General features: G+C 54.4%; 25 protein-coding genes, 2 tRNA genes and 1 pseudogene. 16 read left to right on the top strand and 12 right to left on the bottom strand.

Translation table 11 applies throughout. The features are described 5' to 3' along the window. Nucleotides 1-13 precede the first annotated feature (13 nt). Nucleotides 14-748: a FadR/GntR family transcriptional regulator gene (locus HCR03_RS15300; RefSeq protein ID WP_187035227.1), complete on the bottom strand. Its 735-nt coding sequence runs from the start codon at nt 746-748 to the stop codon at nt 14-16. Nucleotides 749-1,255: 507 nt separating this feature from the next. On the opposite strand from HCR03_RS15300, the gene HCR03_RS15295 reads away from it, so the two are divergent. The 10 genes and pseudogenes from HCR03_RS15295 to HCR03_RS20640 all read left to right on the top strand — a co-directional run bounded on the left by HCR03_RS15295 (nt 1,256) and on the right by HCR03_RS20640 (nt 11,902). Beyond that, nucleotides 1,256-2,254, top strand: coding sequence for an ROK family protein (locus HCR03_RS15295; RefSeq protein ID WP_187035225.1), 999 nt, complete (start codon nt 1,256-1,258; stop codon nt 2,252-2,254). Continuing rightward, a complete protein-coding gene (locus tag HCR03_RS15290; protein WP_187035223.1) occupies nt 2,238-2,885 on the top strand; it encodes a D-sedoheptulose-7-phosphate isomerase in 648 nt (215 codons plus the stop codon). Before HCR03_RS15295 ends, HCR03_RS15290 begins: the two co-directional genes overlap by 17 nt. 32 nt (nt 2,886-2,917) lie before the next feature. Then, on the top strand, nt 2,918-4,534 hold the full coding sequence (locus HCR03_RS15285; protein WP_187035221.1) for a response regulator: 1,617 nt from the start codon (nt 2,918-2,920) through the stop codon (nt 4,532-4,534). A gap of 13 nt (nt 4,535-4,547) precedes the next feature. After that, nucleotides 4,548-5,585 (top strand): sensor histidine kinase, encoded by a 1,038-nt coding sequence (locus HCR03_RS15280; protein WP_187035218.1) that lies wholly within the window; start codon nt 4,548-4,550, stop codon nt 5,583-5,585. Beyond that, complete coding sequence (locus HCR03_RS15275; protein ID WP_187035216.1) at nt 5,575-7,041, top strand: ATP-binding cassette domain-containing protein; 1,467 nt, start codon at nt 5,575-5,577, stop codon at nt 7,039-7,041. Before HCR03_RS15280 ends, HCR03_RS15275 begins: the two co-directional genes overlap by 11 nt. A gap of 177 nt (nt 7,042-7,218) precedes the next feature. Further along, a complete protein-coding gene (locus HCR03_RS15270; protein WP_187035214.1) occupies nt 7,219-8,736 on the top strand; it encodes a sugar ABC transporter ATP-binding protein in 1,518 nt (505 codons plus the stop codon). Between the two features lie 31 nt (nt 8,737-8,767). Beyond that, on the top strand, nt 8,768-9,802 hold the full coding sequence (locus HCR03_RS15265) for an ABC transporter permease (protein WP_066647182.1): 1,035 nt from the start codon (nt 8,768-8,770) through the stop codon (nt 9,800-9,802). Between the two features lie 46 nt (nt 9,803-9,848). Then, nucleotides 9,849-10,838: a substrate-binding domain-containing protein gene (locus HCR03_RS15260; protein WP_156991503.1), complete on the top strand. Its 990-nt coding sequence runs from the start codon at nt 9,849-9,851 to the stop codon at nt 10,836-10,838. A 134-nt stretch (nt 10,839-10,972) separates the two neighbouring features. Beyond that, a pseudogene (locus HCR03_RS20645) lies at nt 10,973-11,470 on the top strand (methylated-DNA--[protein]-cysteine S-methyltransferase); the annotation flags it as partial. Next, nucleotides 11,444-11,902, top strand: a complete 459-nt coding sequence (locus HCR03_RS20640) for an acyl-CoA thioesterase (protein ID WP_228725212.1) — start codon at nt 11,444-11,446, stop codon at nt 11,900-11,902. The pseudogene HCR03_RS20645 and the gene HCR03_RS20640, both read left to right, overlap by 27 nt. Here the strand turns inward: HCR03_RS20640 and HCR03_RS15245 are convergent. Both HCR03_RS15245 and HCR03_RS15240 read right to left on the bottom strand, forming a co-directional pair. Then, the gene (locus HCR03_RS15245) at nt 11,847-12,248 is read right to left on the bottom strand and encodes a sigma-70 family RNA polymerase sigma factor (RefSeq protein WP_066647189.1); all 402 of its coding nucleotides are present in this window, start codon (nt 12,246-12,248) and stop codon (nt 11,847-11,849) included. The genes HCR03_RS20640 and HCR03_RS15245 overlap by 56 nt on opposite strands. After that, complete coding sequence (locus HCR03_RS15240; protein WP_066647190.1) at nt 12,245-12,448, bottom strand: hypothetical protein; 204 nt, start codon at nt 12,446-12,448, stop codon at nt 12,245-12,247. The genes HCR03_RS15245 and HCR03_RS15240 overlap by 4 nt, the downstream gene beginning before the upstream one ends. A 247-nt stretch (nt 12,449-12,695) precedes the next feature. On the opposite strand from HCR03_RS15240, the gene HCR03_RS15235 reads away from it, so the two are divergent. From HCR03_RS15235 to HCR03_RS15225, 3 genes are all read left to right on the top strand, one after another. Continuing rightward, the gene (locus HCR03_RS15235) at nt 12,696-13,046 is read left to right on the top strand and encodes a helix-turn-helix domain-containing protein (RefSeq protein ID WP_066647191.1); all 351 of its coding nucleotides are present in this window, start codon (nt 12,696-12,698) and stop codon (nt 13,044-13,046) included. Between the two features lie 17 nt (nt 13,047-13,063). Further along, nucleotides 13,064-13,507, top strand: a complete 444-nt coding sequence (locus tag HCR03_RS15230) for an ImmA/IrrE family metallo-endopeptidase (RefSeq protein WP_066647194.1) — start codon at nt 13,064-13,066, stop codon at nt 13,505-13,507. Nucleotides 13,508-13,594: 87 nt separating this feature from the next. Further along, the gene (locus HCR03_RS15225) at nt 13,595-13,912 is read left to right on the top strand and encodes a DUF5640 domain-containing protein (RefSeq protein ID WP_228725211.1); all 318 of its coding nucleotides are present in this window, start codon (nt 13,595-13,597) and stop codon (nt 13,910-13,912) included. A 52-nt stretch (nt 13,913-13,964) separates the two neighbouring features. Here HCR03_RS15225 and HCR03_RS15220 read toward each other — a convergent pair whose 3' ends face one another. From HCR03_RS15220 to HCR03_RS15205, 4 genes are read right to left on the bottom strand one after another with little or no spacing between them, the layout of a single operon-like run. Beyond that, nucleotides 13,965-14,534, bottom strand: a complete 570-nt coding sequence (locus HCR03_RS15220) for a chromate transporter (RefSeq protein WP_187035212.1) — start codon at nt 14,532-14,534, stop codon at nt 13,965-13,967. Continuing rightward, the gene (locus HCR03_RS15215) at nt 14,531-15,067 is read right to left on the bottom strand and encodes a chromate transporter (RefSeq protein WP_187035210.1); all 537 of its coding nucleotides are present in this window, start codon (nt 15,065-15,067) and stop codon (nt 14,531-14,533) included. The genes HCR03_RS15220 and HCR03_RS15215 overlap by 4 nt, the downstream gene beginning before the upstream one ends. A gap of 35 nt (nt 15,068-15,102) precedes the next feature. Continuing rightward, nucleotides 15,103-15,552 (bottom strand): nucleoside deaminase, encoded by a 450-nt coding sequence (locus tag HCR03_RS15210; protein WP_187035208.1) that lies wholly within the window; start codon nt 15,550-15,552, stop codon nt 15,103-15,105. 3 nt (nt 15,553-15,555) lie between these two features. Further along, nucleotides 15,556-16,578: a CPBP family intramembrane glutamic endopeptidase gene (locus HCR03_RS15205; RefSeq protein ID WP_083210157.1), complete on the bottom strand. Its 1,023-nt coding sequence runs from the start codon at nt 16,576-16,578 to the stop codon at nt 15,556-15,558. A 205-nt stretch (nt 16,579-16,783) separates the two neighbouring features. Between HCR03_RS15205 and HCR03_RS15200 the strand changes: the two genes are divergently transcribed. Then, entirely contained in the window at nt 16,784-16,957 is a 174-nt protein-coding gene (locus HCR03_RS15200) for a hypothetical protein (RefSeq protein ID WP_156991499.1), read from the top strand. Nucleotides 16,958-17,171: 214 nt separating this feature from the next. On the opposite strand, the gene HCR03_RS15195 is transcribed toward HCR03_RS15200, so the two are convergent. From HCR03_RS15195 to HCR03_RS15175, 5 genes are all read right to left on the bottom strand, one after another. After that, entirely contained in the window at nt 17,172-17,420 is a 249-nt protein-coding gene (locus tag HCR03_RS15195) for a TIGR04076 family protein (protein WP_066647207.1), read from the bottom strand. Nucleotides 17,421-17,656: 236 nt separating this feature from the next. Next, entirely contained in the window at nt 17,657-19,177 is a 1,521-nt protein-coding gene (locus HCR03_RS15190) for an IS1182 family transposase (RefSeq protein WP_187034602.1), read from the bottom strand. A gap of 373 nt (nt 19,178-19,550) precedes the next feature. Next, nucleotides 19,551-19,627, bottom strand: a tRNA-Arg gene (locus HCR03_RS15185). Between the two features lie 139 nt (nt 19,628-19,766). Then, nucleotides 19,767-20,969 carry a peptidoglycan-binding protein gene (locus HCR03_RS15180; protein ID WP_187035206.1) on the bottom strand — a complete coding sequence of 401 codons (1,203 nt, stop codon included), beginning with the start codon at nt 20,967-20,969 and terminating at the stop codon, nt 19,767-19,769. Nucleotides 20,970-20,995: 26 nt separating this feature from the next. Then, nucleotides 20,996-22,243, bottom strand: coding sequence for an ATP-binding protein (locus tag HCR03_RS15175; protein WP_083210216.1), 1,248 nt, complete (start codon nt 22,241-22,243; stop codon nt 20,996-20,998). 182 nt (nt 22,244-22,425) lie between these two features. Between HCR03_RS15175 and HCR03_RS15170 the strand changes: the two genes are divergently transcribed. Further along, complete coding sequence (locus HCR03_RS15170; protein WP_066648516.1) at nt 22,426-23,250, top strand: hypothetical protein; 825 nt, start codon at nt 22,426-22,428, stop codon at nt 23,248-23,250. A gap of 680 nt (nt 23,251-23,930) precedes the next feature. Further along, nucleotides 23,931-24,019: transfer RNA gene (locus HCR03_RS15165), tRNA-Ser, on the top strand. The last annotated feature ends 48 nt before the right edge of the window (nt 24,020-24,067 follow it).

The raw sequence follows: 24,067 nt of genomic DNA, 5'->3' as shown, positions 1-24,067 counted from the left end.
CTTATGCTCACGGTCAAACTTTTTCCGGCTTTTTGCGCGGAGGATCGTTCTTTCTTTGCAGCTGCATCGCGGCGCGGATCTTTGCGACCTCGCCGAAATGCTGTTCCATCAAAGAGCAGCAGGCCTTTTCATCCCGGTTCTTTATGGCAAGATAAATGTCGCGGTGCTCCTGCAAGCATTTTGCAAGCCTTCCCGGGTAAGCCAACGTCCTGACCCGCATTTCCTTCATGGTGGTCCCCAGGGAGCGGACCATTCCCGCAATCACCTGGTTTTTCGTCGCCATCGCGATACACTGGTGAAATAAAATATCGGAGTCAATTCCGGAGTCGTTGCGGTCGACGCTTTCCTGCATCAGGCGCAGGGTTCTTTCAATTTTCATCAGATCCAGCTCATCCGCCCGCCGGCAGGCCAGCTCCGCCACTTTAATTTCCAGAAGCTCTCTTGCTTCGTAAAGGTCTTCAAACATTTCAATGTCCGGTTTTCGCGGGATGTCGATCGCCTTCAGAATTGTTTCCAGGCAAAACCTGCAAAGAAACGTTCCCCCGTTTTTGTGTCGTTCCACAATGCCTTTCGACTCCATCACGGACAGGGCTTCGCGCACCGACGCCCGGCTGACCCCGAACTGCTGGGACAGGTCCGTCTCATTCGGCAGCCTTTGTCCTTCCGTCAGCTTTCCCTCTACAATCTGGCACTGGATTTGAGAGACAATCTGGTCGCTGACGCGCATGGCTCGAATATTCTGAAACAACTTAACCCCTCCGGCTCGCCTCTGCATCGTGAAAACAAGGCGGCTTTGATCCGCTTCTGCTGAAAAATTTGCTATTGTCCGTTTGTCATACCTACTGTGGCCCGGTTTCACCTGCTTGCCTTTTAACCGGGCAAATTCTGAATTGAAATTTTAATGAAAATTCATTTTTTGATATTTAATTTTAAATGTAAATTTAATTGCTATTATAATCCATCAATTCTTTTTTTGCAATTACTTTTTCATTTTATTCACATTTTATTTTCTATAAATAACCAGTGCTGCCTGTTTCTTATGCCCGCTTACAAAAAAACGGAACGTCATACCACTGAGGGATTATTTTTAAGCAGCCCGCGCGCATCAGGCCCTTCCCATGGGCTTTTCCATGCCCCGTATTTCGCCGATTGCCCTGAAAAATCAGAATTGTATTGACTATCTTTGTATTACTAGATAAAATAATCTTAATTGACTGAAACAATTTGTATACAATCATGTAGAAGGGATGTTCTTATGCTGGAAATCGGCGTTGATCTCGGCGGAACCAAATGCGCCGTCTGCCTTGGCGAAATCGTGGACGACAATGTAAAAATTCTGCATAAATGTGCCGTCCGACCAACAAAATCCGTGCCTGCGGAAAAAATGCTGAAACTTTTGTCGGACGATATCCGGTTCTGCGCACAGCGGGCGGGAGGAATCGGCGGGGTTTGCGGAATCGGCGTCAGCTGCGGCGGCCCGCTGGACAGCCGCGCGGGACTGATTCTTTCCCCGCCGAATCTGCCCGGGTGGGACCGTGTGCCGGTCACGGATTATTTCACGGAAAAAACCGGCCTGCGCGCCTGGCTCTGCAACGACGCGGACGCGTGCGCTCTGGCGGAATGGAAGCTGGGCACCGGAAAGGGCTGTTCGAACATGATTTTTCTCACGTTCGGAACCGGCCTTGGCGCCGGCCTGATTTTAAACGGACGCCTCTACAAGGGCTCGTGTGACATGGCCGGCGAGGTCGGGCATATCCGTCTGGAAAACTGGGGTCCGTGCGGTTACGGAAAGGCAGGGTCCTTTGAGGGGTTCTGCAGCGGCGGAGGAATCGCCCAGCTTGCAAAGCTGATGATTCTGGAGCAGCTGCAGTCCGGAAAGCAGCCCGCCCTGTGCCGGGGGGAAAACGGGATGGAAGGCGTCACGGCGGCCCGTGTGGGTGAATTTGCAAAGACGGGCGACCCGCTGGCAAGAGAAATTCTGCGCAGGGTCGGCGTTCAGCTCGGCAAAGGGCTGTCCATTCTGATGGATGTGCTCAATCCGGAGCGGATCGTCATCGGCAGTATCTTCGCCCGATGTTACGACGAAATCTACCCCTTTGCAGAACAGGTGATCGAGCGCGAAGCGCTGCCCGCCGTCCGTAAAAACTGCCGGGTCGTGCCCAGCACGCTTTTGGAAAACGTCGGGGACGCGGCCGCGCTGATGACCGCCAAATACAATTATGAAACGGAGCTAGAGCATGAAGGAATCCAGTAAAAAAATTATGGAGCAGCTTTACCTGCGAAGACCCGACCTGCTGCCGGTACGCGAAAGCATCGACAGGGCATGCGCCGCTGTTCTGGACGTTTACCGCGGCGGAGGAAAGCTGCTGGTGTGCGGAAACGGCGGCAGCTGCGCCGACGGCGGGCATATTGTCGGGGAGCTGATGAAGGGCTTCCTGCTGAAACGGCCGCTGGAACAGCAAACGAAAGACCGGCTAAAGCAGGAATTTGGAAATGACGGGGCGTTTCTGGCTGAAAAACTTCAGCGCGGTTTGCCGGCGATTTCCCTGAACGCCCACGCCGCGCTGATTTCCGCTTTCGCCAACGACGCGGACCCAGCTCTGGTTTACGCTCAGCAGGTTCTGGGTTACGCACGGCCGGGCGACGCCGTGCTCGGCATCAGCACCTCCGGCAACGCGGCCAACGTGGTTTACGCCCTGATGGCCGCAAAGACCGCCGGAGCGGTTGCGATCGCCCTGACCGGAAAAACGGGGGGGCGGCTCGCGAAGCTCGCCGACTGCTGCGTCGTCGCCCCGCACAAGGAAACCTATCAGATTCAGGAGGACCATCTGTCCGTTTATCATATGATCTGCGCATTTGTCGAATCCGAACTGTTCGACGAATGATTCGGCCTTCTCAAAGCAAACAAGGAGAAAAAATGATCAAGGTAATTATTGCAGACGATGAAGACAAGGTGTGCCAGCTGATCCGGAATCTGGTCGACTGGCGCGAGCTGGATATGGAAATCGCGGGAATCGCGCACAACGGGGTGGAAGCCCTCGACATGGTCCGAGAGCTTTCCCCGGACCTGATGATCACGGATATCCGCATGCCCGGCTACGACGGCATCGAAATGATCCGCCGGGCCAGGGGGCTCAGCGAGAACCTGAGCTTCATTATCATCAGCGGATACCAGCATTTTGAGTACGCGCAGGACGCGATCAAGTACGGTGTGGGCGATTATCTCCTCAAGCCGATCAAAAGGGAAGACCTGATGGCCTCCCTGAACCGAATTCGCCAGAAGCACCTGCGGCGCAGCGAACGGATCAGCAAGGAAAAGATGCTTTACGACCAGCTGAAATGCGGTACGGAAAAGCTGCGCCAGAATCTGTTTGCCGATCTTTTGCCGGGGAAAGCGGTTTTGCCGGACGGGGCCGGTCCGGTCGAGGTGAACCGAACCTATCGCTATTCGTTCCGCCCCGGCCTATATCAGGTCTGCGCGGTAAAGATCGACTGCGGATGGGAGGACGAGTACGACAGCGCCATCCGGATTTTGGAAGACAAGGCCGTCCAGATTATCAGCCGCACGCTGAAAGGCATCTGTTTCGACCTGGAAACCAGCTTTATGGACAGCACGACATGGTGCGTATTGAATTACGCACCCGAACAAAAAAAGAATCTGCGAAAAAGTATGAAATCCCTTCTGGATGAGCTGATGCTTCAAAAGGCCGCCTTTGAGAAGTTTTCCTTCACCCTGGGAATCGGCGAGGCGGAGCCGGAGGTTTTAATGCTCCACCGCAGCTTTCAGTCCGCGAAATACGCGGTGGAGCAGAGGCTTGTCGTGGGCTGCGACCGGCTCATCGAGCCTGCGCATCCGCCTGTTTCCACGGGCTGTGCGGACGGCCTGCTTTCGGACTTTGACAGAAAGCTTTCTCTGTTCCTGGAAATCCTGGACCGGGACGCCGTACAGGCATGTATTCTCCAACTCGGGAAAAAAATTGAAGAGGAAAAGAAGCTGAGCGGCGAGGAAATTTTTTACGTCGCTTCCCAGGCGTTCGACCTGTACCTGACGCATCTGCGCGGTCTGAAGATCGCTGTTGAAAGCGGCGGGGAGCGACGGGGTGATTTCCTGACCCGGGCAAACCGATGCGGCAGCGTTTCGCAGCTGTTCGCGTATCTTTGCGCGCGGGTTACCGGCTCCCTGGACCGGATCGCCGAAGAGAAAAGGCAAACGGACACCCGTCCCATCCGGCAGGCGAAGCAGTACATCCGGCAGAACTTCCGCAGTGCGCTGACGCTGGAAGAGGTCAGCGGCACGGTGGGATTCAGCCCGACCTATTTCAGCACGCTGTTTAAAAAAGAAACCGGCAGCAATTTTGTCGACTATCTTTCGGAAGTACGGATGGAAGAGGCAAAGCGGCTTCTTCGAGAAACGAACCTGAATGTTGCCGCGGTTTGTGAGCAGGTGGGGTACAGCGATCAGAAGCACTTTACGAAAAGTTTCAGAAAATTCACGGGGCTCAAGCCGAACGAATACCGTAAATTGTATGCTTAGGGCGTGAAACGGCATGAAACGAAAAAAATTCAAATACCTTTCAAACCGGGTCGCATGGCTGATTGCCGTCTGCGCGGCGTGTTTTCTTCTGTACCTGGCGGCGTGGACCGCCGTGGCCGTCCGGGAAGAGCGCCACATGGAGCTCGTGTTCGCGGGCTTTCTTCTGTTTGCCGCGGCGGCGGCCGTCTTCTGGCGGTGGATCCGCCGGCCTTATCTGGAAAACTCCCGGGCGCTGCGCCTGTTTTCCACGGGCTACACCATGAACGGCCTGTTCAGTCAGCGCACCGCGCTCAGCCCGGAAATTGAAGACGCCGTACGGAAAATCCAGGAGATCATGAACACGGACAAGCTGATCAGCGCGACAAAGAAGCAGGCGCAGTACCTTGCCCTGCAAAACCAGATCAACCCCCATTTTCTGTATAACGCGCTGGAGGGAATCCGGGGCGAGACGCTCAGCGCCGGTCTTGAAAGCGTGGCAAAGATGACGGAAGCGCTGTCCACGTTTTTTCGCTACACGATTTCAGGCTCCGAAAATCTGGTTACCCTGGAGGACGAGCTGGCAAACATCCGGAATTATTATATTATCCAGCGGTATCGGTTTGGGGAAAAGCTGAATCTCAGCGTGGAATACGACGCGGACCACGAATCGGAAATCATGTCCTACTGTCTGCCCAAGCTGACGCTGCAGCCCATTGTGGAAAACGCGATTTACCACGGAATTGAACGGATCATCGGAAAAGGCCGGCTGCGGATTAAAATCGAAGTGACCGCCCGCCGCCTGATCATCACCGTTTCCGACAACGGAATCGGGATGACGGAGGAACGTCTCCGCGAAATCAACAGCCGGCTGGGCGACATGACGCTCGATTATATCAATCCGGAAAAAGAGTCCCACGGCGGAATCGCGGTGGTGAACGTCAACAACCGAATCAAGCTCCTGTTCGGGGAGGAGTACGGAATCTGTATGTACAGCACGCAGAACGTGGGCACCGATGTGGAAATTACCCTTCCGCTGATTCAAAAGGACGGCAGAGGCACCTATGAAAAATGAGATACTGAGGATGGACCAGGTCACCACCTTTGAGGACGGACTGACCCTGCTGGATCATTTTAATCTTCATATTTTCAAAGGCGAAATCATGGGTCTTGTCTACCTGAACGAAAACGGGAAAGAATCCCTGATCCGTCTGATCTGTCAAAACGCGCCCATTCATTACGGGCGCGTTTACTTTGACGAAACGCTGGTCAACAATTACCAGCACAGCCCCATGACGCCGAACCGGGTCGCCGTCATTGAGCAAAAAAGCCGCCTGGTGGAAGACCTGACCGTCTCCGACAATATTTTCGTGCTGCGCCGGGGCGTAAAAAAATTCGTCATTTCCCGCCGGGTTTTAAACGAGCAGCTTCGGCTTTTCACAAGTCGGCTGGGAATCGCAGTCAACGGCGGCGATCTGGTCGCGAACCTGTCCCGTTACGAAAAATGCACCGTAGAGCTGCTGCGGGCGCTGATGATGGGGGAAAAGCTCGTCGTTGTCAGGGACATCAGCAACTCCGTCAGCGCGGCGGATCTGATCAATCTTCACTGCCTGCTTCGGCTTTTCTGCCTAAACGGCCTGTCCGTTCTGTATATTTGCAGCCACCATGAAGAGGCGTTTAAAATCTGCGACCGCATTTCCCTGATGAGAGACGGCAAAATTCTGAAAGTACTCGACCGCGGGGAGTTTCTTCCGGAAAACATGCTTCCGTTTTACAGCAAGAGCTTCGACAATCTGCCAAAAAAAGAACCGGTTTCCCGCACGGGAGAAGAATTTCTTTCGTTCCGCGATGTCCGGACCGAAACGATGGACGGCATGTCCTTTTCCGTCGCGAAAGGAGAATGCACCGTTCTGCTGGACATCGACAACACGGTTTTGCGGGATATTATGGCTTTAATGAACGGGAGCCTGAAACCGGAAAGCGGAGAAATCATTTTCTGCGGGGCGTCCTACACGCAGCGCATGGCCCGGCGCGCCGCGGCGAACGGGGTCGCGTTCATCGACGAAAATCCCGCAAAAAGCATGATTTTCAAGGATATGAGCTACCTTGAAAACCTCTGTTTTTTGATTGGTGAAAAGCAAAACCGCCTGCCCGTCGGCAAACGGATGAAAAGACATATTGAAAAGGAGTACGCAGCGCTGGTGGGCGACGATATTTACGAGCCGAACGTCAAGGGACTGAGCCTTCCCTCCCTGTATGATCTGGTCTATTACCGTACGGTGCTCGGAAACCCGAAGATCGTATTCTGCATGCAGCCCTTTGCGGGCGCGGACATGTATCTGCGCAGGCACCTGATCGACCTGATCGGCCTGATGAAACGGAAAGGAATTACCGTCGTGATGCCGTCGGTGAATCTTGCGGATTCCCTGGTTATCGCTGACCGGCTGGTCCTGCTGAAAAAGGGGCGGTTCAGTCAGGAGTATTACAGAGACGAGTTCTACCTGTTCCGTTCCGAAGGAATCATTTTATGATTCGTGGTTAATTTGTCTATATTTTTTATTATCAGTTCAATAATTATGTTTGGAAACATCAAAAATACCGAAAAATACCCCCCTTAAATCGAAAGGCGCTCCCCTTACCGCGAAAAGGTAATCCTGCTATACTGAAAACAGTTAAGACGGACGCAATGGAAAAGGAGAGTGAGCTTCGTGGGGGAGTACCTGGTTGAGATGGACCACATCTGCAAGAGCTTCCCCGGCGTAAAGGCGCTGGACGACGTGTCGTTCCGGCTGAAGTCCGGGGAAGTTTTAGCTCTGCTTGGCGAAAACGGGGCCGGCAAATCAACCCTGATGAATGTTTTAAGCGGCGTCTATCAAAAGGATGAGGGCGAAATCAGGCTGTTCGGCAAAACCGTCGAAGACCTGAATCCAAAGAAAGCGCAGGAGCTGGGCATCGCGATTATTCATCAGGAGATGAACCTGTGCAGGCATCTTTCCGTGGCGGAAAACATCTTTCTCGGCCGGGAAGAGTCCCGCTGCGGCGTTCTTCAGCGAAAGGACATGAACCGGCGCGCCGCGGAAATTCTCGCCCGGCTGAATCTGGATATCGACCCCGCCGAAGCAGTGGGAAATCTGGCGGTTTCCAAACAGCAGATGGTTGAAATTGCAAAGGCCCTGTCGACGGACGCCCGGGTCCTGATTATGGATGAGCCGACCAGCGCGCTCACCATGAGCGAAATCGACGAGCTGTTCCAGATCATTCGCAGGCTGAAAGGCGATGGGTGCGGCATTGTCTATATCTCGCACCGGCTGGAAGAACTGCAGAATATCGCCGACCGTGTGCAGATTATGCGGGACGGCCGCTACATCACCTCCATGAATTTCGCGGATACCACCATGGACGAAATCATCGCCAATATGGTCGGCCGTGAAATCACGGAAAAATTCCCGCGGATTTCCTGCCCGCGCGGAGAAAAAATCCTGGAAGTCAGAAACCTGAACGCCGGAAAAATGGTGCGGGACATCAACTTTGATCTGTTCGCGGGCGAAATCGTCGGCATTGCGGGGCTTCTCGGAGCAGGCAGAACGGAAACCACCCGCGCGATCTTCGGGGCGGACCCGAAGGACTCGGGGCAGATTCTTCTGGACGGACGGGAAGTTGTCATCCGCCGCCCCATCGACGCAATCCGCGGGGGTATTATGCTGGTCCCGGAGGACCGCCGAAAAGACGGCCTCTGCATCAAGCTCAGCGTACAGAGCAATATTTCTCTGCCAAACCTTGACATGCTCAGCAACCGGTTCGGCGTCATCGACCGGAAAAAAGAAAAAAAGCTGTCGGAAAAATCCATTCAGGACCTCAATATCAAGCTTCCGTCCTCCGCCGTGAATGTGGCGACGCTCTCCGGCGGCAACCAGCAGAAGGTGGTTGTGGCGAAATGGCTCGCCCGGAACTCCAGAGTCGTGATGTTCGACGAGCCGACCAGGGGAATCGACGTGGCGGCCAAGGTAGAGATTTATAATTTGATGAACGAATTGAAAAAGCAGGGCATCGGGGTGTTGTTCGTTTCCTCCGAAATGCCGGAGATTCTCGGAATCAGCGACCGGATTCTCGTCATGTGCGACGGAAAAATCACCGGAGAAATGGAGATTGGCGAAGCCTCCCAGGATCTAATCCTGAAATACGCAACCACGTTTGACACGAAATCCGGTCTTCCGGAAGCAATCTGACTGCAAACTATTGATACGGGGGCATTAGAATATGGAAACAAAAGACAGGCAAAACGCCTGGAAACGGTTTATGTCCATTCGGGGGGTCGGTCAGGTCGTCACCGTAACCGCCGGCCTGATCGTTCTCTGCATCGTCTTCAGCATGCTGAGCTCTTCCTTTTATTCCGAGCGCAACGTCGGCAACTTGCTCCGGCAGATCGCCCCGATTCTGATTATCGGCATCGGGCAGGCCTATGTGCTGATTACGGGAAACATCGACCTTTCCATCGGTTCGGTGGTCGGCATGAGCTGCATGATCTCCGCAACGCTGATGACAAAAGGGGTTGCTCCCTTTGCCGCGACGATGATTACCATCCTGATCTGTCTGGGAGTCGGGGTTTTAAACGGCACTCTGGTCGCAAAGTGCAAGGTACCGCCGTTCATTGCAACGCTGGGCACCATGACCATCGCGAGAGGGGTCGCCCAGATTGTCAACAACAACTATAACACCGACGCGATCGGCGACTCGGCGCAGGGATTTCGGAACCTGTTTTACTACGGAAAGACCCTGGGGCTGTACAACACCATCTGGATTGCGGTGATTCTGTTTCTTGCCTTTGACTTTCTCCTTGGTAAAACCAGAACCGGCCGTCATATTTACGCCATCGGCAGCAATATGGAAGCCGCAAAGCTCTCCGGCGTCAATTCGGTGAATACAACCGTCATTGTTTACGTTGTCAGCGCCTTCTGCGCGTGCGTGGTCGGCCTGATCACCTGTGCAATCGCGGGGATGGGAACCATGGACGCCGGCAACATGTATGAAATGTACGCAGTCGCGGCCGCGGCCATCGGCGGGATTTCCACCTTCGGCGGCGAGGGTCTGCTGGTCGGCACCGTGGTCGGCGCTTCCATCTGGGGCGTGCTTCAGAACGGACTCCAGTTTGCCGGCGCGCCCGTCGCAATCCGCAACATTGTCATCGGCACAATCGTCGTAATCTCCGTCCTGCTCGACGTGGTCATCCGCAAAAACAAGCCCCACAAAAAGGCAAAGCGCGTTTTACCCGTTCAGGTCGGTTCGGCCAAATAATTTAAAGCAACCGCTTTAAATCATAAAAACAGGGAGGTTTTATTGTATGAAAAAGAAACTGTTGGCAGCTTTTTTATCCTCAGTCATGATTCTCGGCGCGGCAGCCGGCTGCAGCCAGGGGTCGCAGTCCGCTTCCGCCGCGGGCGGCGAATCGGGTTCTTCCGCAGGGGCCGCGTCAAGCCAGGCCGCGGGTGAAAAAAACCACAAAGTAATTCTGATCACCATGGACAGCATCGACCAGCACTGGGTTTCGGTCGATAAGGGGTGCAAAAAAGCAGTCGCGGAGCTCAACAATGTCGACTACAAGTGGCTGGCTCCCGACAAAAAGGACGACGCACAGCAGATTGAACGCGTCAACACCGCGATTGCCGACAACGCCGACGCAATCCTGATTGCGGCCAACGGCCCGGATGCCATCACCTCCGCTCTGGAGGACGCAAAATCCAAGGGAATCAAAATCATCTACGTAGATTCCGCCGCGAAGACAGAGGGCGAAGCCACCTTTGCGACGAACAATGAGGCAGCAGGCAAACAGGCCGGCGAGCAAATGCTTGAAGCACTTCAGAAAGCCGGTAAAACGAGCGGCAAAATCGGTGTTGTGAACGTAAACTCCGCCACCGCTTCCACCGTCGCGCGTGAAAAAGGATTCCGTTCCGCCTTTGACGGCAAAGGGTATGAGCTTCTCGCAACCCAGTACAGCGAGGGCGACGCGGCGAAATCGCAGGACATCGCGGACAACTACATCACGCAGGGCGCGGTCGGGCTCTTCGGCGCCAACGAAGGCTGCACCGTCGGCGTAGGCAACGCGATCAAAGGCTCCGGCAAAAGCGACCTGGTCGGCGTTGGATTTGATAAATCCGACTCCATTTATTCGCTGATCAAGGATGGTTCCCTGCTCTGCACCATGGCGCAGAATCCGGAAGTCATGGGTTATGAAGGCATGAAAGCGGCGGTGTCCATTCTTTCCGGCCAGACGATTGAAAACAAAGATGTGGATACCGGCGTTTCCGTTCTGACAAAAGATAAAATCAGCTAAAAGGTTTCTCCCCATTTTGGGCGGGGCCGCTGCTTTCGCAGTGGCCCCGCTTTTGCACGCCGCGGCGGTTTCCAATCGTCCTGTTTTCTGCTATACTGGGGAAAAGATAAATTTTTCAGGGAGAGGTGACAAAAATGCCGGAAAGTGAAAAAAAGAAGGCCGCGCCGGTCGAATCGGGGAAAGCCTGCTGTATTTACGAGACACAGATCGGAAAAATCACCGTCGCGTCCGACGGAGACGCGATTACCACGGTCCATTTCGGCGCGTTGGATCCCGCGGAGCTTCGCCGCTCGGAGCTGACCGACCGAGCCGCCGAGGAAATCGGAGAATATCTCTCCGGAAAAAGGACCGCGTTCGACCTGCCCGTCGCGCCGGAGGGAACCGCCTTTCAAAAACGCGTCTGGGACGCCCTGCAAACCATCCCTTACGGGGAAACCCGCAGTTACCGTCAAATCGCGGAGCAGATCGGGAGCCCGAAAGCATCCCGCGCCGTGGGTATGGCAAACAATAAAAATCCGATCGCAATCCTGATTCCGTGCCATCGCGTGGTCGGGGCGGACGGCTCCCTCGTCGGCTACGCCGCGGGACTGGAAATCAAAAAGCGCCTGCTGACCCTTGAGAAAACAGATTCGCTGCCCGCCCCCGCGCCCTACCTGCGCAAAGCGAATTATTACGAAACGGACAAAATGGGAATCATCCACCATTCCAATACTATCCGGTGGATGGAGGAAGCCCGCATCGATTTTCTGGAACAGATCGGCTGGGGCTACAAAAAGCTGGAGGACGACGGCCTGATGATCCCCGTGACGGAGGTCTCCTGCCGGTATAAAAGCCCGGTGCGATTCGGCGATACGGTTCGCATTTCCGTCCGGGTCTCCGCCTATCAGGGAGTCCGGATGACCATCGACTACCGCATCACGGACCTTTCAACCGGGAGTCTCCGCGCGACCGGCAGAAGCGGACACTGTTTCTGCAACCGGGAAGGAAGGCCGATCCGGCTGAAAAAATTCAGCGAAGATTTCGACCGCCTTCTGTCCGGGCTTGCGCGCGCGGAGGCTGACTGACCGCCGTTTTCCGCCCGTTTTGGGCTTTTGGCGCGGACGGGCGGTCTCCTTTCAGCGAAGGATAGCAGTACTGCAGGATTTTTTTCAGGCGAAGGCGCGCCTTCTTCAGGTGGCGGGACACCGTGGAGGGAGAAAGCTCCAATTCTTCCGCAATTTCACTCACGCCTTTCCCCTCCTCGTAACACAGGCGCACGCACTCCATCTGCCGGGCGGTCAATTCCCCCTGCGCCGCAAGCATCATGGTGCGGAGCATCCGCTTGTGCCGGCCGCCGTCGTCAGAGCCCTTTTGGCTCAAATCCAGCCTGTCCCCAAACAAATCAAGGCTTAAATTGGAACCTCGCTTCATTCTCCGTCTCCCCTTTCCAAAAGATCCCTGCCCGTGCGCCAAAGCTCCAGGTACATCTCATTGAGCATCGAAACGCGCCGGCAGAGCAGAACATAGTCCTCCCCGGAGGTGTTTTTCAGCCGCCTGCGCAAGGGCTTTAAATGTTCTTTCAGCTTCTGCGCCTGCCGCAGATACTCCATCCCCCATTTGCAATAGTCCATATACTTCCTTTCTCTACACGTTTCGTGTAGCTGTTTTGTACAGAGCTGCACCGAACGAAAACCGTTTCGGCCCGCTGCTTACTTAGAATAGCATCTTACCAGAATCATTTCAAGACTTTTTAGAACACATGTTCTTATTTTAAACGCTAAGGGTCAAATTTGGGACTCATCCTCTCGGCATCAAAAGATTTCTTGAAATAACACGTTTTGTGTGATAAAATGAAGAAAACCGCAGAGGGTGTTTGAAATGCTGAGCGATAAAATCAGGCAGCTGCGCTGTGAGCGCGGAATGACGCAGAAAGAGCTTGCCGCTCGCCTGGGCGTCTCTCCGTCGGCCGTCGGCATGTATGAACAGGGGCGGCGCGTGCCGGACAGCACGGCGCTTAAGCGTCTGGCGTCCGTACTGGAATGCAGCACGGACGAGCTGTTGGAAACGCCGCGCCCCAGCGACGTCGGGGACGTCATCGACAGTTTCGCGCGCACGCTGGAACGCCAGCCGGGGCTGATGTTCAACGGCGCGCCGATCAGCCGCGGCGACCGCGAAAAGCTGGCGAACGCCATCCGGGTCGCCGCCGCCCTGTCTTCTCCGAAGAAATAGGGTTCCGGGAGGTAAAGATGAACGAAATCGAGAAGCTGGCGCACCGGATTACCGCGCGTTTTCAGAGCAATTCTCCGTTTTGCCTGTGCGACCGCATGGGGGTCCAGGTTCAGAGGCTGGACCTGCCGGAGCAGGTCCGCGGTTTTTGTTTTCGCACCGAATCCGGAAAACCGATTATTGTACTAAAAGAGACTCTCTCCAAAACGGAAAGCGGCTACTGCTGCGCCCACGAGCTGGGGCATCTGCTTCTTCATCCGGGGCTGAACGCGCAGGTCATCGCCGACCTGACCAATCTGTGCGCGCCCCGCTATGAAAGGGAAGCGGACTTTTTCGCCGCCTGCCTGCTCATCGACCCGAATTTTGAAGAATGGAGCCTGACTTACAACCCCCTGACGCAGGAGCAGATCGCACTGCTTTCCGGCCTGCCCCGCCGGGTGGTCGGCCTGCGCTTTGAAAAATAAGTGAAACGACGGAAAATGACAGGTTCCACGCAAAAGGGAATGCTACCATTTTCCTGAATAACGGGGAGAGTGATCCTTTTGAAGCGAGTGATTTCAGCGATTTTGCTGACGGTATTTTTTTTAACCTTGGCCGGATGCAAGCCCGCCCCGCCCTCGGAGCCGGACAACCTCACGGGCCGCTGGAAAGATTCGTACGGTCTGACGGAATACCGCTTCAATTCCGACGGGACGATGAAAATCGAGGCGCTGAACCTCGGCTCCTTTCAGGGAACTTACAGCGTAGAGGGTTCACAGATCACCATTCAGTATAAAGTCGTGATCAAAACCGTGAAAGAAACCTATGATTTTCGGGTCGACGGGAATACCCTTTACCTGGACGACCGGGAATTTACGCGAAAAGAATAAGAAACGGCCCCGGACAGATTATCCGGGGCCGTTTCTTATTCTTTCGGACGCTTCAGCTAGCGAAATGGAACACAATCCCGATCACGGCGGAAATCGCGATAAACGCCGCGGGATGCCATTTGATTTTTTTCATGGCGAAAAACAGGGCGACCGCAAGCAAAAGTGCTTTCCAGTTTACCAGATTCAGCAGATTTCCGGTCTGCGAATAATCGCTCAGCGTCAGAATCGAGATGCTCACAACGCCCATCCCCGCCGCGGCGATCAGCCCGGTCGAAGCCGGGCGCAAAGCGTAGAACGCGTTCTGGACATAACGGTTCTGCTGGAACCGCTTCAGCATATGGGCGATGACAAGGATCACCGCGATGGAAGGGGTCACCAGCCCCAGCGTCGCAACCGCCGCGCCGGGCAAAGACGCCACGTGAAAGCCGACATAGGTCGCCATGTTGACGCCGATCGCCCCGGGCGTCGATTCCGAAATCGCGAGCATGTTCGCAAGGTCCGCCGGAGTAAACCAGCCCGTGCTGTTCCCAAGATCCGTTAAGAACGGCAGGGTCGCGAGACCGCCGCCGACGGAGAAAAGACCGATCTTCGCAAACTCGTAAAACAGTTTCAGATAAATCATGCGCGGCGCCCGCCTTTCACAAGGATTCCGGCCGCGGCGGCAAGCACAACCCAGAGAATCGGGGAGTAATTCGTGAAAAAGGAGAGCAGAAAAACGCAGAGAAAGATGATCAGCGTAACCGTATCCTTCACGGAGCTTTTGCCCAGTTTGATCACGGCGTTGAGAATCAAAACGCAGACGCAGACGCGCACGGCCGCAAAAGCGTCTTTGACCGGCTGAAGGTCGGCAAAATTGCGAAGGAACGCCGCAATGACCGTGATGATGATCAGAGCGGGAAACACCAGCCCCAGCGTCGCGACGATACCGCCCGCGACTCCTTTTCGCTTGCATCCGATAAACGTCGCCGTGTTAACCGCGATAATTCCGGGCGTACACTGCCCGATTGCAAAGTAATCCGCCAATTCGCTGTCCTCGGCCCACTTTTTGTCTTCAACAATCTCCCTCTGCAGAATCGGAAGCATGGCGTACCCTCCGCCGAAGGTCAGCACGCCGATCTTGGAGAAGGTGAAAAATAAATCAACCAGCTCAGTCATGGAACAGATTCCTTTCCCATCCAATTTGCCCGGATCTATTTTCTAAGCCGCCGAAAAAAATCACTAAGAAGAGCGGAGCATTCCTCCCTGAGAACACCCTCCGTCAGCTCCGGCTTGTGGTTATACGGCAGCTCGAACAGGTTGACCACAGACCCGCAGGAACCCGCCTTGGGGTCGCGCGCGCCGAACACGACGCGGCGAAGACGGGAATTGATGATCGCCCCGGCGCACATGGGGCACGGTTCCAGCGTGACGAACAGCTCGCACTGCCACAGCCGCCATCCGCCCAGCGCCCGGCAGGCTCCGTCGATCGCTTCCATCTCGGCGTGGCAAAGGGCGTTTTTGCCGTTTTCCCTCCAGTTCCTGCCGCGGGCGATCACCTCGCCGCCGCGCGCCACGACTGCCCCGACCGGAACCTCTCCCTCTGCTCCGGCCTCCCGCGCCAAACGGATGGCCTCGCGCATAAAATCCTCATCGGTCCTCATGGCTCAAGTCCCCGTTAACACATAGACGGAAGCGGCCGCCGCGTAAATCGTCAGCATGATCACGCCCGGATTTGAAAACAGAGCGCCGATCTTCTGGGAAAAACGGAGCGGAGAGACGGAAGCTCCCGTGCGGAAAAAGTTTCTGTCCCGAATTAACAGATAAATCAGGGACAGCAGCCCAAGCACAAGCAGGGCGCCCGCCCTGTAATTGCCGACCGTCACCGCGGCCCCGGTTCCCCGGTACCGTTCGACAAATTCAAGGACGACCGCCGCCAGATTGTTGAGCGCGTGAATGAGGATGGACGGAAGGAGCGAATTGGTCCGAATGACGACAAAGCCCAGAACCAGACCGCAAAGAAACGCAAAAACAGACTGTGCCAGGTTGCCGTGGTACAGGCCGAACAGCGCCGCGGAAGCAAAAACCGCGAACCCGTTCCCGAAACGGCGCAATCCCTGAAGAATCATGCCGCGGAACATCATTTCCTCCACAATCGGGGGGATCACCACAACGCTCAGAACATACAGGGCCAGTACGGCGGGGTTGTCGTTCAGCGGCATGTCCGGAATATTCCCGCTGAACCCGAAGGCCTGTTCCAGATTGACGATTATGCTGGCGGGAAAATTTGCCAAAAGGCAGCCGGCGCTGCCCAGGAGCACACAGGCAAGGGTCTTGAGGACTCCCGCCTTTTCAAACGGGATTCCCGCTGAAAGAGGAATCCGGCGCAGCGCAAAATAGATCATCACGGGGGCGGACAGCCCCAGCACGTAGCCCAGCGCGTTGATCAGATAAAACATCACCGGGTTTACTCCGCCGAATTCCTGTATCCCGGGCTGGTACGGCTGCAGCATGCGAAAATACAGCACGCCGATTAGCGGGATTACAGCCAGCAGAAAGATGCCGGAAAACGCGGTCCAGCCAAGGCGGTTGGACTCGCGGCGGATCTGCTTTTTTTCTTCCTGCACGGCCATATAATAACGCGGGTCTCCATATGGTCCGAAAGGACCGTACGGTGAATCGTATCTCATAGAAAATCTCCCAAAGAAAAGAATTTGAATGTCTGCATCTGATTTTTCATTATATCACAAAGCGTCGTTAATATCACTACCGGCACCGCATCTTTTCCCAAACTCTCATAATACTTTCCGGAGAATCATTTCATTGCGATATTGCGACAAATGCACATGATCGCGGTATAATAGAGTCATCTGCTAAAGTAGGGAGGTTCCAGTTTTGACAGTCGAGGAAATGAAAAGAATGGACAGGCGTATTTTGACAGTTCAGGACCCGTTCGGAAGCGGTCTTCCCGTCGTTCGGAGAATATTTGAGGAGGTCGCCGTTAAAAAGCAGGTCGCCGTAACGGATGTCGTGCGGCAGTACATGAATTGGAAATGGAGTAAATCGTAACAAAGCCCTTGCCGAATCATAATCGAACAGAAAGAGGCTTGCAAAATGGCCTCGTCGTAAAAATGCACAAAAAATGCGCTTTGACTGGGCTTCTAAAGCCGTCTCAAGGCGCATTTTCTCGCTTTCAGGGCTATTGGTTTGTACAGTTGCCATCGCAAATTCATTTTGCAACAGCTCCTTAGCCTGTATTTTTTCATCCCCATGGATTCATGTTTCAGGCGCAAACTTCTCCGTGAACGCACACTCTTCCGCCGTCCGGACATTTTGCGTCGAAACATTTCTGTCTGTTCTCGCCGATTTCTAGCTCCGCCCCGTTCAGCAGCGCGTAAACGGACGGATATATATTATTCCACAGCTCATGGCAAATCGGCGGGCAAAGGTCCTGCACCAGGAAGGTCTCGCCCGCCCGATGAATGCCGCACCGGCAGTTTGACTCCGTAATTGTAAGCTTTACCTTTGCCATTGCACACCTCAAGCAAATTTTTAGACCAGTGTAGCACACAAAGCGAGAAAAAGCAATAGTAAGGGGGTGTTGCAAAATGAAAATTTTGCAACACCCCCGTTCATGTTGAAAAGTGATCTAAATACGAAGCTTTTGTTGAAAACTTTGCGAGACAAATCGTCGAAATAGGAATAGCAATGCTAAGCTCCGCCGTAAAGCGAAGCTGAAAAATCAATCATTTTCTGTTTTTCTGGAATCTACTCTTTTTGAAGGCAAAACAAATGTGTTTTTAACCTTCCTGTGTTGCATTTCGCACAGAGCTTGTTCAAGTTGTAGCCCATGCACAAAAGGTAAAGCTCCGTTGAAATGTTTGCCCGGCCCCGGGTAAGAAAGCGCTTGAATTTGCGGTTGCTTTTCAGAACGCCGAAGGCCCCTTCCACCTGGATAGAGCGGTTCATCCGAAGCGTAATTCCACGTTCGGTTTTAATGTTTTTCCGGGAATCGTCACTCAGGCGAACCAAATCCGTTTTCACTCTCAGTTCTTTCGGCGTGCCGCTTTTTGCCTTGCAGCAAGCTTCACGGCACGGGCAGCCGACGCAGCTATCGCACCGGTAATACGCCGTCGTTGGGAAATATCCCTGCCGATTCCGCTGCGTACTTTCGTGATGGAAAAGAAGCTTTCTGCCGGCCGCGCAGACATAGCAGTCTTGCTGTTTGTCATATTGCATATTCTCCCGGCGGCCGATCTGCTGCCTGAACTTTTTGTTTTTTTGTGCTTCGTAGTTGATGGGTTTGATGAAGCTGGTCTGCCCGTTTCCCTCCAGATACAGGTAGTTGTCCAGACTTTCATAGCCCGCGTCCGCCACAATATCCCGGTAGCGTTCCCCATGCTGCTGTTCGAGTCTGCGCAAAAAGGGTCGCAGCGTCCCGCTGTCCGTCCGGTTCGAAAAAGCCGCGGCGCCTGTGATGTACTCGCTGTTCACGGCAATCTGCACATTGTAGCCCGGTTTGAGCTGCCCGTTGCGCATATGGTCTTCCTTCATATGCATAAAGGTGGCATCCGGATCTGTTTTGGCATAACTGTTACGACTGTTTCCCATTAAAAACAGCTTCTTCTCATAGCCCTCCCACTTTTCCAGCAATGTAAAAATCTTCTCATACGCCCGCTGCCGGGGCGGCTTGCGGCGACCGGCTCCATGTACAAAATGAATTCCGTTTTTCTCACAGGCCGCCTTTTCCGATTTTACCAATTCACGGAACTTTTTCAGGGTCACATTGCCGGAAATTCCACGGCTTTCAAATTCCTCACGCACGGCATCCTTCACTTTGGCCAAATATTTCTCCGTCGTCTTGCGCCAGACAAACGTGTAGCGGTTCGCCCGGCTCTCCAGCTTGGTGCCGTCGATGAATACCTCGTCGTGCTCCGTCTCGCCCATCTGTTCCAGGCGCCGGACAAATTGGTAAAACAAATCTTCCACCGCTTCTTTGGTGCGTCCGGTGCGAAACCTCGCAAACGTGCTGTAGTCCGGCACCGGTTCTCCATTGAGCAGCCACATGAAGTCCACGCGTTTCCGGCAGGCCTCCTCCAGCTTTCGCGTCGAGTAGATGCCGCACATGTAACCGTACACCAATACCTCAAAGATGATCCGGGGTTCAGCCGCCGATTTCCTTCCCTGTGAAGAATAGGCGCGATACAGTTCCCTGTAATCCAGTTCCTCAAGCTGCGCGCTGGCAAGCCGTACCGGATCATCCTGCGGTATTGTTATTTCCATATCCATTGGGAGCGTCAACTGTTGATTTTTTCGCTCAAATCTGTTATGCTCTAAGAGCTTTTTATTTTCTTTCACAACTAAATTTTAAAGCAAAAAGCCGGAGCTGCCAATACCTTTTCGTATGGTTGCTCCGACTTTTTTTCGTGCCGTTTTGCAACACCCCCTCTTTCTATACGGGCAAAGCCCTGTTTTACCGGCTGCGTCTCAAGGCCGCTCAGGGGTTTCTTAGACTTGCAACGGCGATTCTCTCCCCCTGCCCCTCCCGCACACAGGACAAAACGAAATCGAAAGCATTTGGGTGCGGAAGGGGACCAATACTCCCCGCACAGCCGCGAGTTTTCGCATTACAAAAAATGAGCGCCGTAAAAATACGGCGCTGTGGCGTCCCCGAGGCGATTTGAACGCCTGGCCTTCCGCTTAGGAGGCGGACGCTCTATCCAGCTGAGCTACGGAGACAAATCATTCAAAATGCTTCCCGCATAAGACTCGTTCTCATGCGCAAATGCTTATCCATTATAAGATAAGCCGCGGGGTTTGTCAATGCCTGACCAAAAGAAAATTGCCCCGGCGGAAAGCCGCCGGGGCAATTTTGCGTTTATTCAGCGGGCCGTTTGACCGCGCCGGAGGAGAACATCTTTTTCAGGGTCGCGGGGTCCGCCACGCCGGTTACCGTCATTCCGTTCAAAAGCTGAAAATCTTTTACGGCCTGCTCGGTTCCTTCCGCATAAAGCCCCGTCGGCTTTACGAACATATATCCCAACTGTTCCAGACGATTCTGCATTTTCAAAACGTCGTCGCTTTGCATCCCGTTCTTCAGAGTCTGGTCCAGATTCAGGTTCGTCTCGACAGAAGCGCCCGAAGAAGAGGAAGAGGAGGAAGAGGCCGCCCCGGATGACGAGGAGGCCGAACCCAGCAGCTCAGGATGCACGGTTCCGGCCATAAAGCTGACCGCCTGGACCAGTTCCTCCCCCTGAAGGTTCATCAGGCCGGGGTCCATCTCATAAACGCGTTTTTCCTTCACCGCCGTCAATTTTGCGTAATCAGGCGAGGCTTCCAGCAGGGACCTGACGCCTTTGGCACAGAATATGTACTTTGGGTCCGCCAGCAGCAAATCGGAGACTTTCACGGTTTTATCTTTTCCGCCTTCCGCGGAATTGGTCAGCCCGGCAGCGTCAATCAGCTTTCCGGCGAGCGTGTCGCCGGTCGCGGCGGCGCCCTTCGCGTCATAAAGATACACCGCCGTGACCGGTGTGTCGCTGTCCGGTAAAATGCGGGTAATGTCATCGATGGTCTGATAGATTCCGGCCGCCGCGTCCTGCCCTTTCTGGTAGCCGGTCCGCGCGCCTTTGAGCGCCGAGCCCACATACGAATAGAGCTTTTCCAATCCTTCCCGGCTGTTCGCCGGCTGCAGAGTCAGGACCGTCAGTCCCGCCTTTTCCATCGAGGATTTCTGCTCTTCGGTCAGGGAATCCGCGAAAACGATGTCCGCGCCAAGGTCGCGTATTTTCTGCGCGTCGTCGGCGGAAACGACCGGCAGAACGGAAAGATCGCTCTGCGTGCAGTCCTTGCTTCTCGCTTTCAGAGTCGCTTCATATCCGATGGACAGAATCACGGACGCGATATTCGGCGACAGCACCACCGCGCCGGCGGGTTCCTTTTGAATCGTCACATTCCCGAACGCAACGGGAAAGTCCTTATCCCCCGCTCCGGAAGAAATATCACTTGCGCGGCTGCAGGCGGACAAGGCGGAAAACGCAAGCATCGCCGCCAGGAATACGGCCAAAAATCTTTTTCCCATTCCAGACTCCTTTTCTCGGTCTCGGTTTACTCCGGCTTCCGGCCGCTTCGAATGCGGGCCTCCGCCGCGCGGATATACTGCTTCGCGCAGCGCGGCGAACGCCCTCCGCGGCCGATCGCCCAGCGTTCGGCCCCCTCCTCAAGTTCCTTCATATGGCCGCCGAGCCCCCTCCGCTCAGCCAGCCCGCGTACAATCTCCAGATATTCGTCCTTCGCCGGAAGGCTGAAATTGACGGATAGCCCGAACCGGTCCGCAAGCGAGAGGCTTTCCTGAATCGTGTCGCCCCGGTGGATTTCATCGCCCTCCCGGTCGGAAAACGTTTCGCGCAGCAAATGCCTGCGGTTGCTTGTCGCGTAAATCAGCGTGTTTTCCGGCCTTGCCGCAAGGCCGCCTTCCAGCACCGCTTTCAGCGAAGCATACGTTTCATCCTGGCGGGAAAAGGAAAGATCGTCGATAAAAACGATAAATTTCATCGGAAGCTCTGCGATTTTGTCCACCAGGACGGGAAAATCGGAGAGGGATTCCTTCGGCATTTCGATCATCCGCAGGCCGCGATGACAGTACCCGTTCAGAATCGCCTTGACGGTGGAGGATTTGCCGGTGCCCCGGTCTCCGTACAGCAGGCAGTTATTCGCGGGCAGGCCGTTAAGAAAAGCCAGCGTATTGTCAATCACCGTCCGGCGCTGATCCTCATAACCCGTAAGCTCGGAAAGAACGGTCGGGTCAGGATGCAAAACCGGCCTGATTTCTCCGCCTCGCCAGATAAACGCCCGGCAGCGCGCGTATACGCCGCATCCGTTTTCACGGTAATACCGGGCGGCACGGTCCGCGAAAGTTCCGCCGCCGGCCTCAAACGGCGGGGGCAGCGCCCCCGTTTGCCACCGCGGCAGATTCAGCGCCCTTAGGCCGTCCGCAAAGTCGCATCCCTCGAGCAGCTGTTCCGGCGTGACGGAAGCCGCCTGAAAGACGACGTCCAGGTCGCGCCGCGCCGCGTCCAAAACCGTGCGGCCAATCTCCTCTCCCCGCGCCGCCGCCAGAGAGAACGCGTTTTGGTCGTATAAAACATCCCTGGCGAGACAGCCGCGCAGGTTTGAGCTTCCCTCCTGCCCGCAAAGAGCGGAAAAGAAAGCGCCCCACGCTTCCGCAAATTCCCGCTGCGAATGGCCCGCCGCGTGAAGCAGTCGGCAGAGCGCCGCGGGCACCGGCCGGTTTAATATTCCGCGATAGACGGAAAGGGAGGCGAAACTCATTGCAAGGCTGCTGATTTGATTCATGCGGGCAACTTCCTTAATTAAAAAATTTAGAGTGCGCAAAGGGAAGAAATCAGTTGATTTTGCATCTATTTTACGCTGTCAGGAGGGTAACTGTCAAGTTCGGGGGAAGAAATCCGGTTGCGGACATACTCTAAAACCATTATAATGGGGACAGGCTCAGATCGACTGAAAAGAGGTTCATCATGAAACGAATTAATCGCATTTTTTCCGCGCTTCTGTTTCTTGCCGCCGCGATAATGTGCAACGCCTGTTCCGGCGGACCCGACGCCGGCGTTCTGTTCCGGGAAGCAAAAACGGACGCGGATTCCATACAAAGCTGCAGCGCCGACATCAGCCAGAACCTTGTGTTTACGGCGAACGGCGCCCAACATGTCTATTCTTCCTCCAACAGTATTACATACACGGCAAAGCCGTTCGCAATAAAATCGGTTCAGAAAATCCAGAATGACGGCATCTCCAGCGACAATGAGACGTACACCCTGACCGAGAACGGCAAACCGAGCTTTTACTGTAAGCCAAACGGGGTCTGGCAGAAAACCGACGCGGGCAACCTCGACACTTCGCCCGCGGCCCAGGTGGATATTCTCCGCGTGCTGAACAATGCGGAAGACCAGAAATATGTGCGGGAAACGACGCTGCATTCCCGGAAAGTCCATAAGATTGAGCTAAAGCTAAGCAGTGAAATTCTGCGCAGTGCAGTGGAAAATATTGTGACGGTTTCGGGTATGGCTGAAAATTCCAGCACGGTGGTCCCGGCTCTGCTCAACGGCGCGCCCGATTTATACGGCTATTGCTACATTGACGCAGGCACCGGAAAAATCGTCCGGATTGAAGCCGACCTGACGGACGCGGTCAATCAGATCTTCAAAAATATTGACGGCAGCAGCGTATCGGTTCATGTAACAAAATGCGAACTATCGGGGAACATCGATAAGATTAACTCCGCGCCTTCCGTCACTCTTCCAGATGACGCCAAGAGCGCCTCCTCCATTCAGGCCTACGGCTGATTGTTTTTGAAAAAGCCTTGACTTTTTCAGCGCTTCCCAGTAAAATAAGAAAGCACGCTTATCGTGCATAGACTCAAGCGTGTCAGAGCGGCCGTCACGGGTCTGACCCTTCAAAATCGCGTGTGGTCGGCGATGGGACAGGCTCGAAGAAGCCTGATTTCATGCGGGTTTGCGGCTCCTATTTTACAGCGGTTCTAATTTTCATCTTGCAGTTTTCTCGCAATTTTGCAATCAACTGAATATCGCCTTTTCGCCGAGCAATCGGTTGAAAATACATGGAGAGGTATCGAAGTGGTCATAACGGGGCTGACTCGAAACCGCGGGTGCTTTGTGATGGGGAAATCCCGGAAAAGCCTGATTCCATGCGGGTTTGCGGCTCCGATTTTGCAGCAGTTTTAATTTCCATCTTGCAGTTTTCTTGCAATTTTGCAATCAACTGAATATCGCCTTTTCGCCGAGCAATCGGTTGAAAATACTGTGGAAGAGTATCGAAGTGGTCATAACGGCCCGCACTCGAAATCGCGTGTGGTCAGCGATGGGACAGGTTCGACAAAGCCTGTATTCATGCGGGTTTGCGGCTCTGGTTTTACAGTAGTTTTAATTTTCATCTTGCAGTTTTCTTGCAATTTTGCAATCAACTGAATATCGCCTTTTCACCGAGCAATCGGTTGAAAATACATGGAGAGGTATCGAAGTGGTCATAACGGGGCTGACTCGAAATCAGTTTGAGAGCAATCTCACGAGGGTTCGAATCCCTCCCTCTCCGCCATATTTGTCCTAAAAGTTCTATTTTAGAGGGCTTTTAGGACATTTTTAT

The organism is Caproicibacter fermentans (genome assembly GCF_014303955.1).
Taxonomy (GTDB): Bacteria; Bacillota; Clostridia; order Oscillospirales; family Acutalibacteraceae; genus Caproicibacter; species Caproicibacter fermentans.
This window is presented reverse-complemented; position numbering and strand designations above follow the sequence as displayed.

Coding starts and splice junctions, on each gene's coding strand:
- HCR03_RS15170 (WP_066648516.1), top strand. CDS start 22,426: ATGAAACGAATTAATCGCATTTTTTCCGCGCTTCTGTTTCTTGCCGCC.
- HCR03_RS15210 (WP_187035208.1), bottom strand. CDS start 15,552: ATGAGGACCGATGAGGATTTTATGCGCGAGGCCATCCGTTTGGCGCGG.
- HCR03_RS15205 (WP_083210157.1), bottom strand. CDS start 16,578: ATGAGATACGATTCACCGTACGGTCCTTTCGGACCATATGGAGACCCG.
- HCR03_RS15275 (WP_187035216.1), top strand. CDS start 5,575: ATGAAAAATGAGATACTGAGGATGGACCAGGTCACCACCTTTGAGGAC.
- HCR03_RS15245 (WP_066647189.1), bottom strand. CDS start 12,248: ATGAAGCGAGGTTCCAATTTAAGCCTTGATTTGTTTGGGGACAGGCTG.
- HCR03_RS15285 (WP_187035221.1), top strand. CDS start 2,918: ATGATCAAGGTAATTATTGCAGACGATGAAGACAAGGTGTGCCAGCTG.
- HCR03_RS15180 (WP_187035206.1), bottom strand. CDS start 20,969: ATGGGAAAAAGATTTTTGGCCGTATTCCTGGCGGCGATGCTTGCGTTT.
- HCR03_RS15220 (WP_187035212.1), bottom strand. CDS start 14,534: ATGATTTATCTGAAACTGTTTTACGAGTTTGCGAAGATCGGTCTTTTC.
- HCR03_RS15235 (WP_066647191.1), top strand. CDS start 12,696: ATGCTGAGCGATAAAATCAGGCAGCTGCGCTGTGAGCGCGGAATGACG.
- HCR03_RS15195 (WP_066647207.1), bottom strand. CDS start 17,420: ATGGCAAAGGTAAAGCTTACAATTACGGAGTCAAACTGCCGGTGCGGC.
- HCR03_RS15215 (WP_187035210.1), bottom strand. CDS start 15,067: ATGACTGAGCTGGTTGATTTATTTTTCACCTTCTCCAAGATCGGCGTG.
- HCR03_RS15280 (WP_187035218.1), top strand. CDS start 4,548: ATGAAACGAAAAAAATTCAAATACCTTTCAAACCGGGTCGCATGGCTG.
- HCR03_RS15175 (WP_083210216.1), bottom strand. CDS start 22,243: ATGAATCAAATCAGCAGCCTTGCAATGAGTTTCGCCTCCCTTTCCGTC.
- HCR03_RS15190 (WP_187034602.1), bottom strand. CDS start 19,177: ATGGATATGGAAATAACAATACCGCAGGATGATCCGGTACGGCTTGCC.
- HCR03_RS15295 (WP_187035225.1), top strand. CDS start 1,256: ATGCTGGAAATCGGCGTTGATCTCGGCGGAACCAAATGCGCCGTCTGC.
- HCR03_RS15230 (WP_066647194.1), top strand. CDS start 13,064: ATGAACGAAATCGAGAAGCTGGCGCACCGGATTACCGCGCGTTTTCAG.
- HCR03_RS15260 (WP_156991503.1), top strand. CDS start 9,849: ATGAAAAAGAAACTGTTGGCAGCTTTTTTATCCTCAGTCATGATTCTC.
- HCR03_RS15265 (WP_066647182.1), top strand. CDS start 8,768: ATGGAAACAAAAGACAGGCAAAACGCCTGGAAACGGTTTATGTCCATT.
- HCR03_RS15290 (WP_187035223.1), top strand. CDS start 2,238: ATGAAGGAATCCAGTAAAAAAATTATGGAGCAGCTTTACCTGCGAAGA.
- HCR03_RS15240 (WP_066647190.1), bottom strand. CDS start 12,448: ATGGACTATTGCAAATGGGGGATGGAGTATCTGCGGCAGGCGCAGAAG.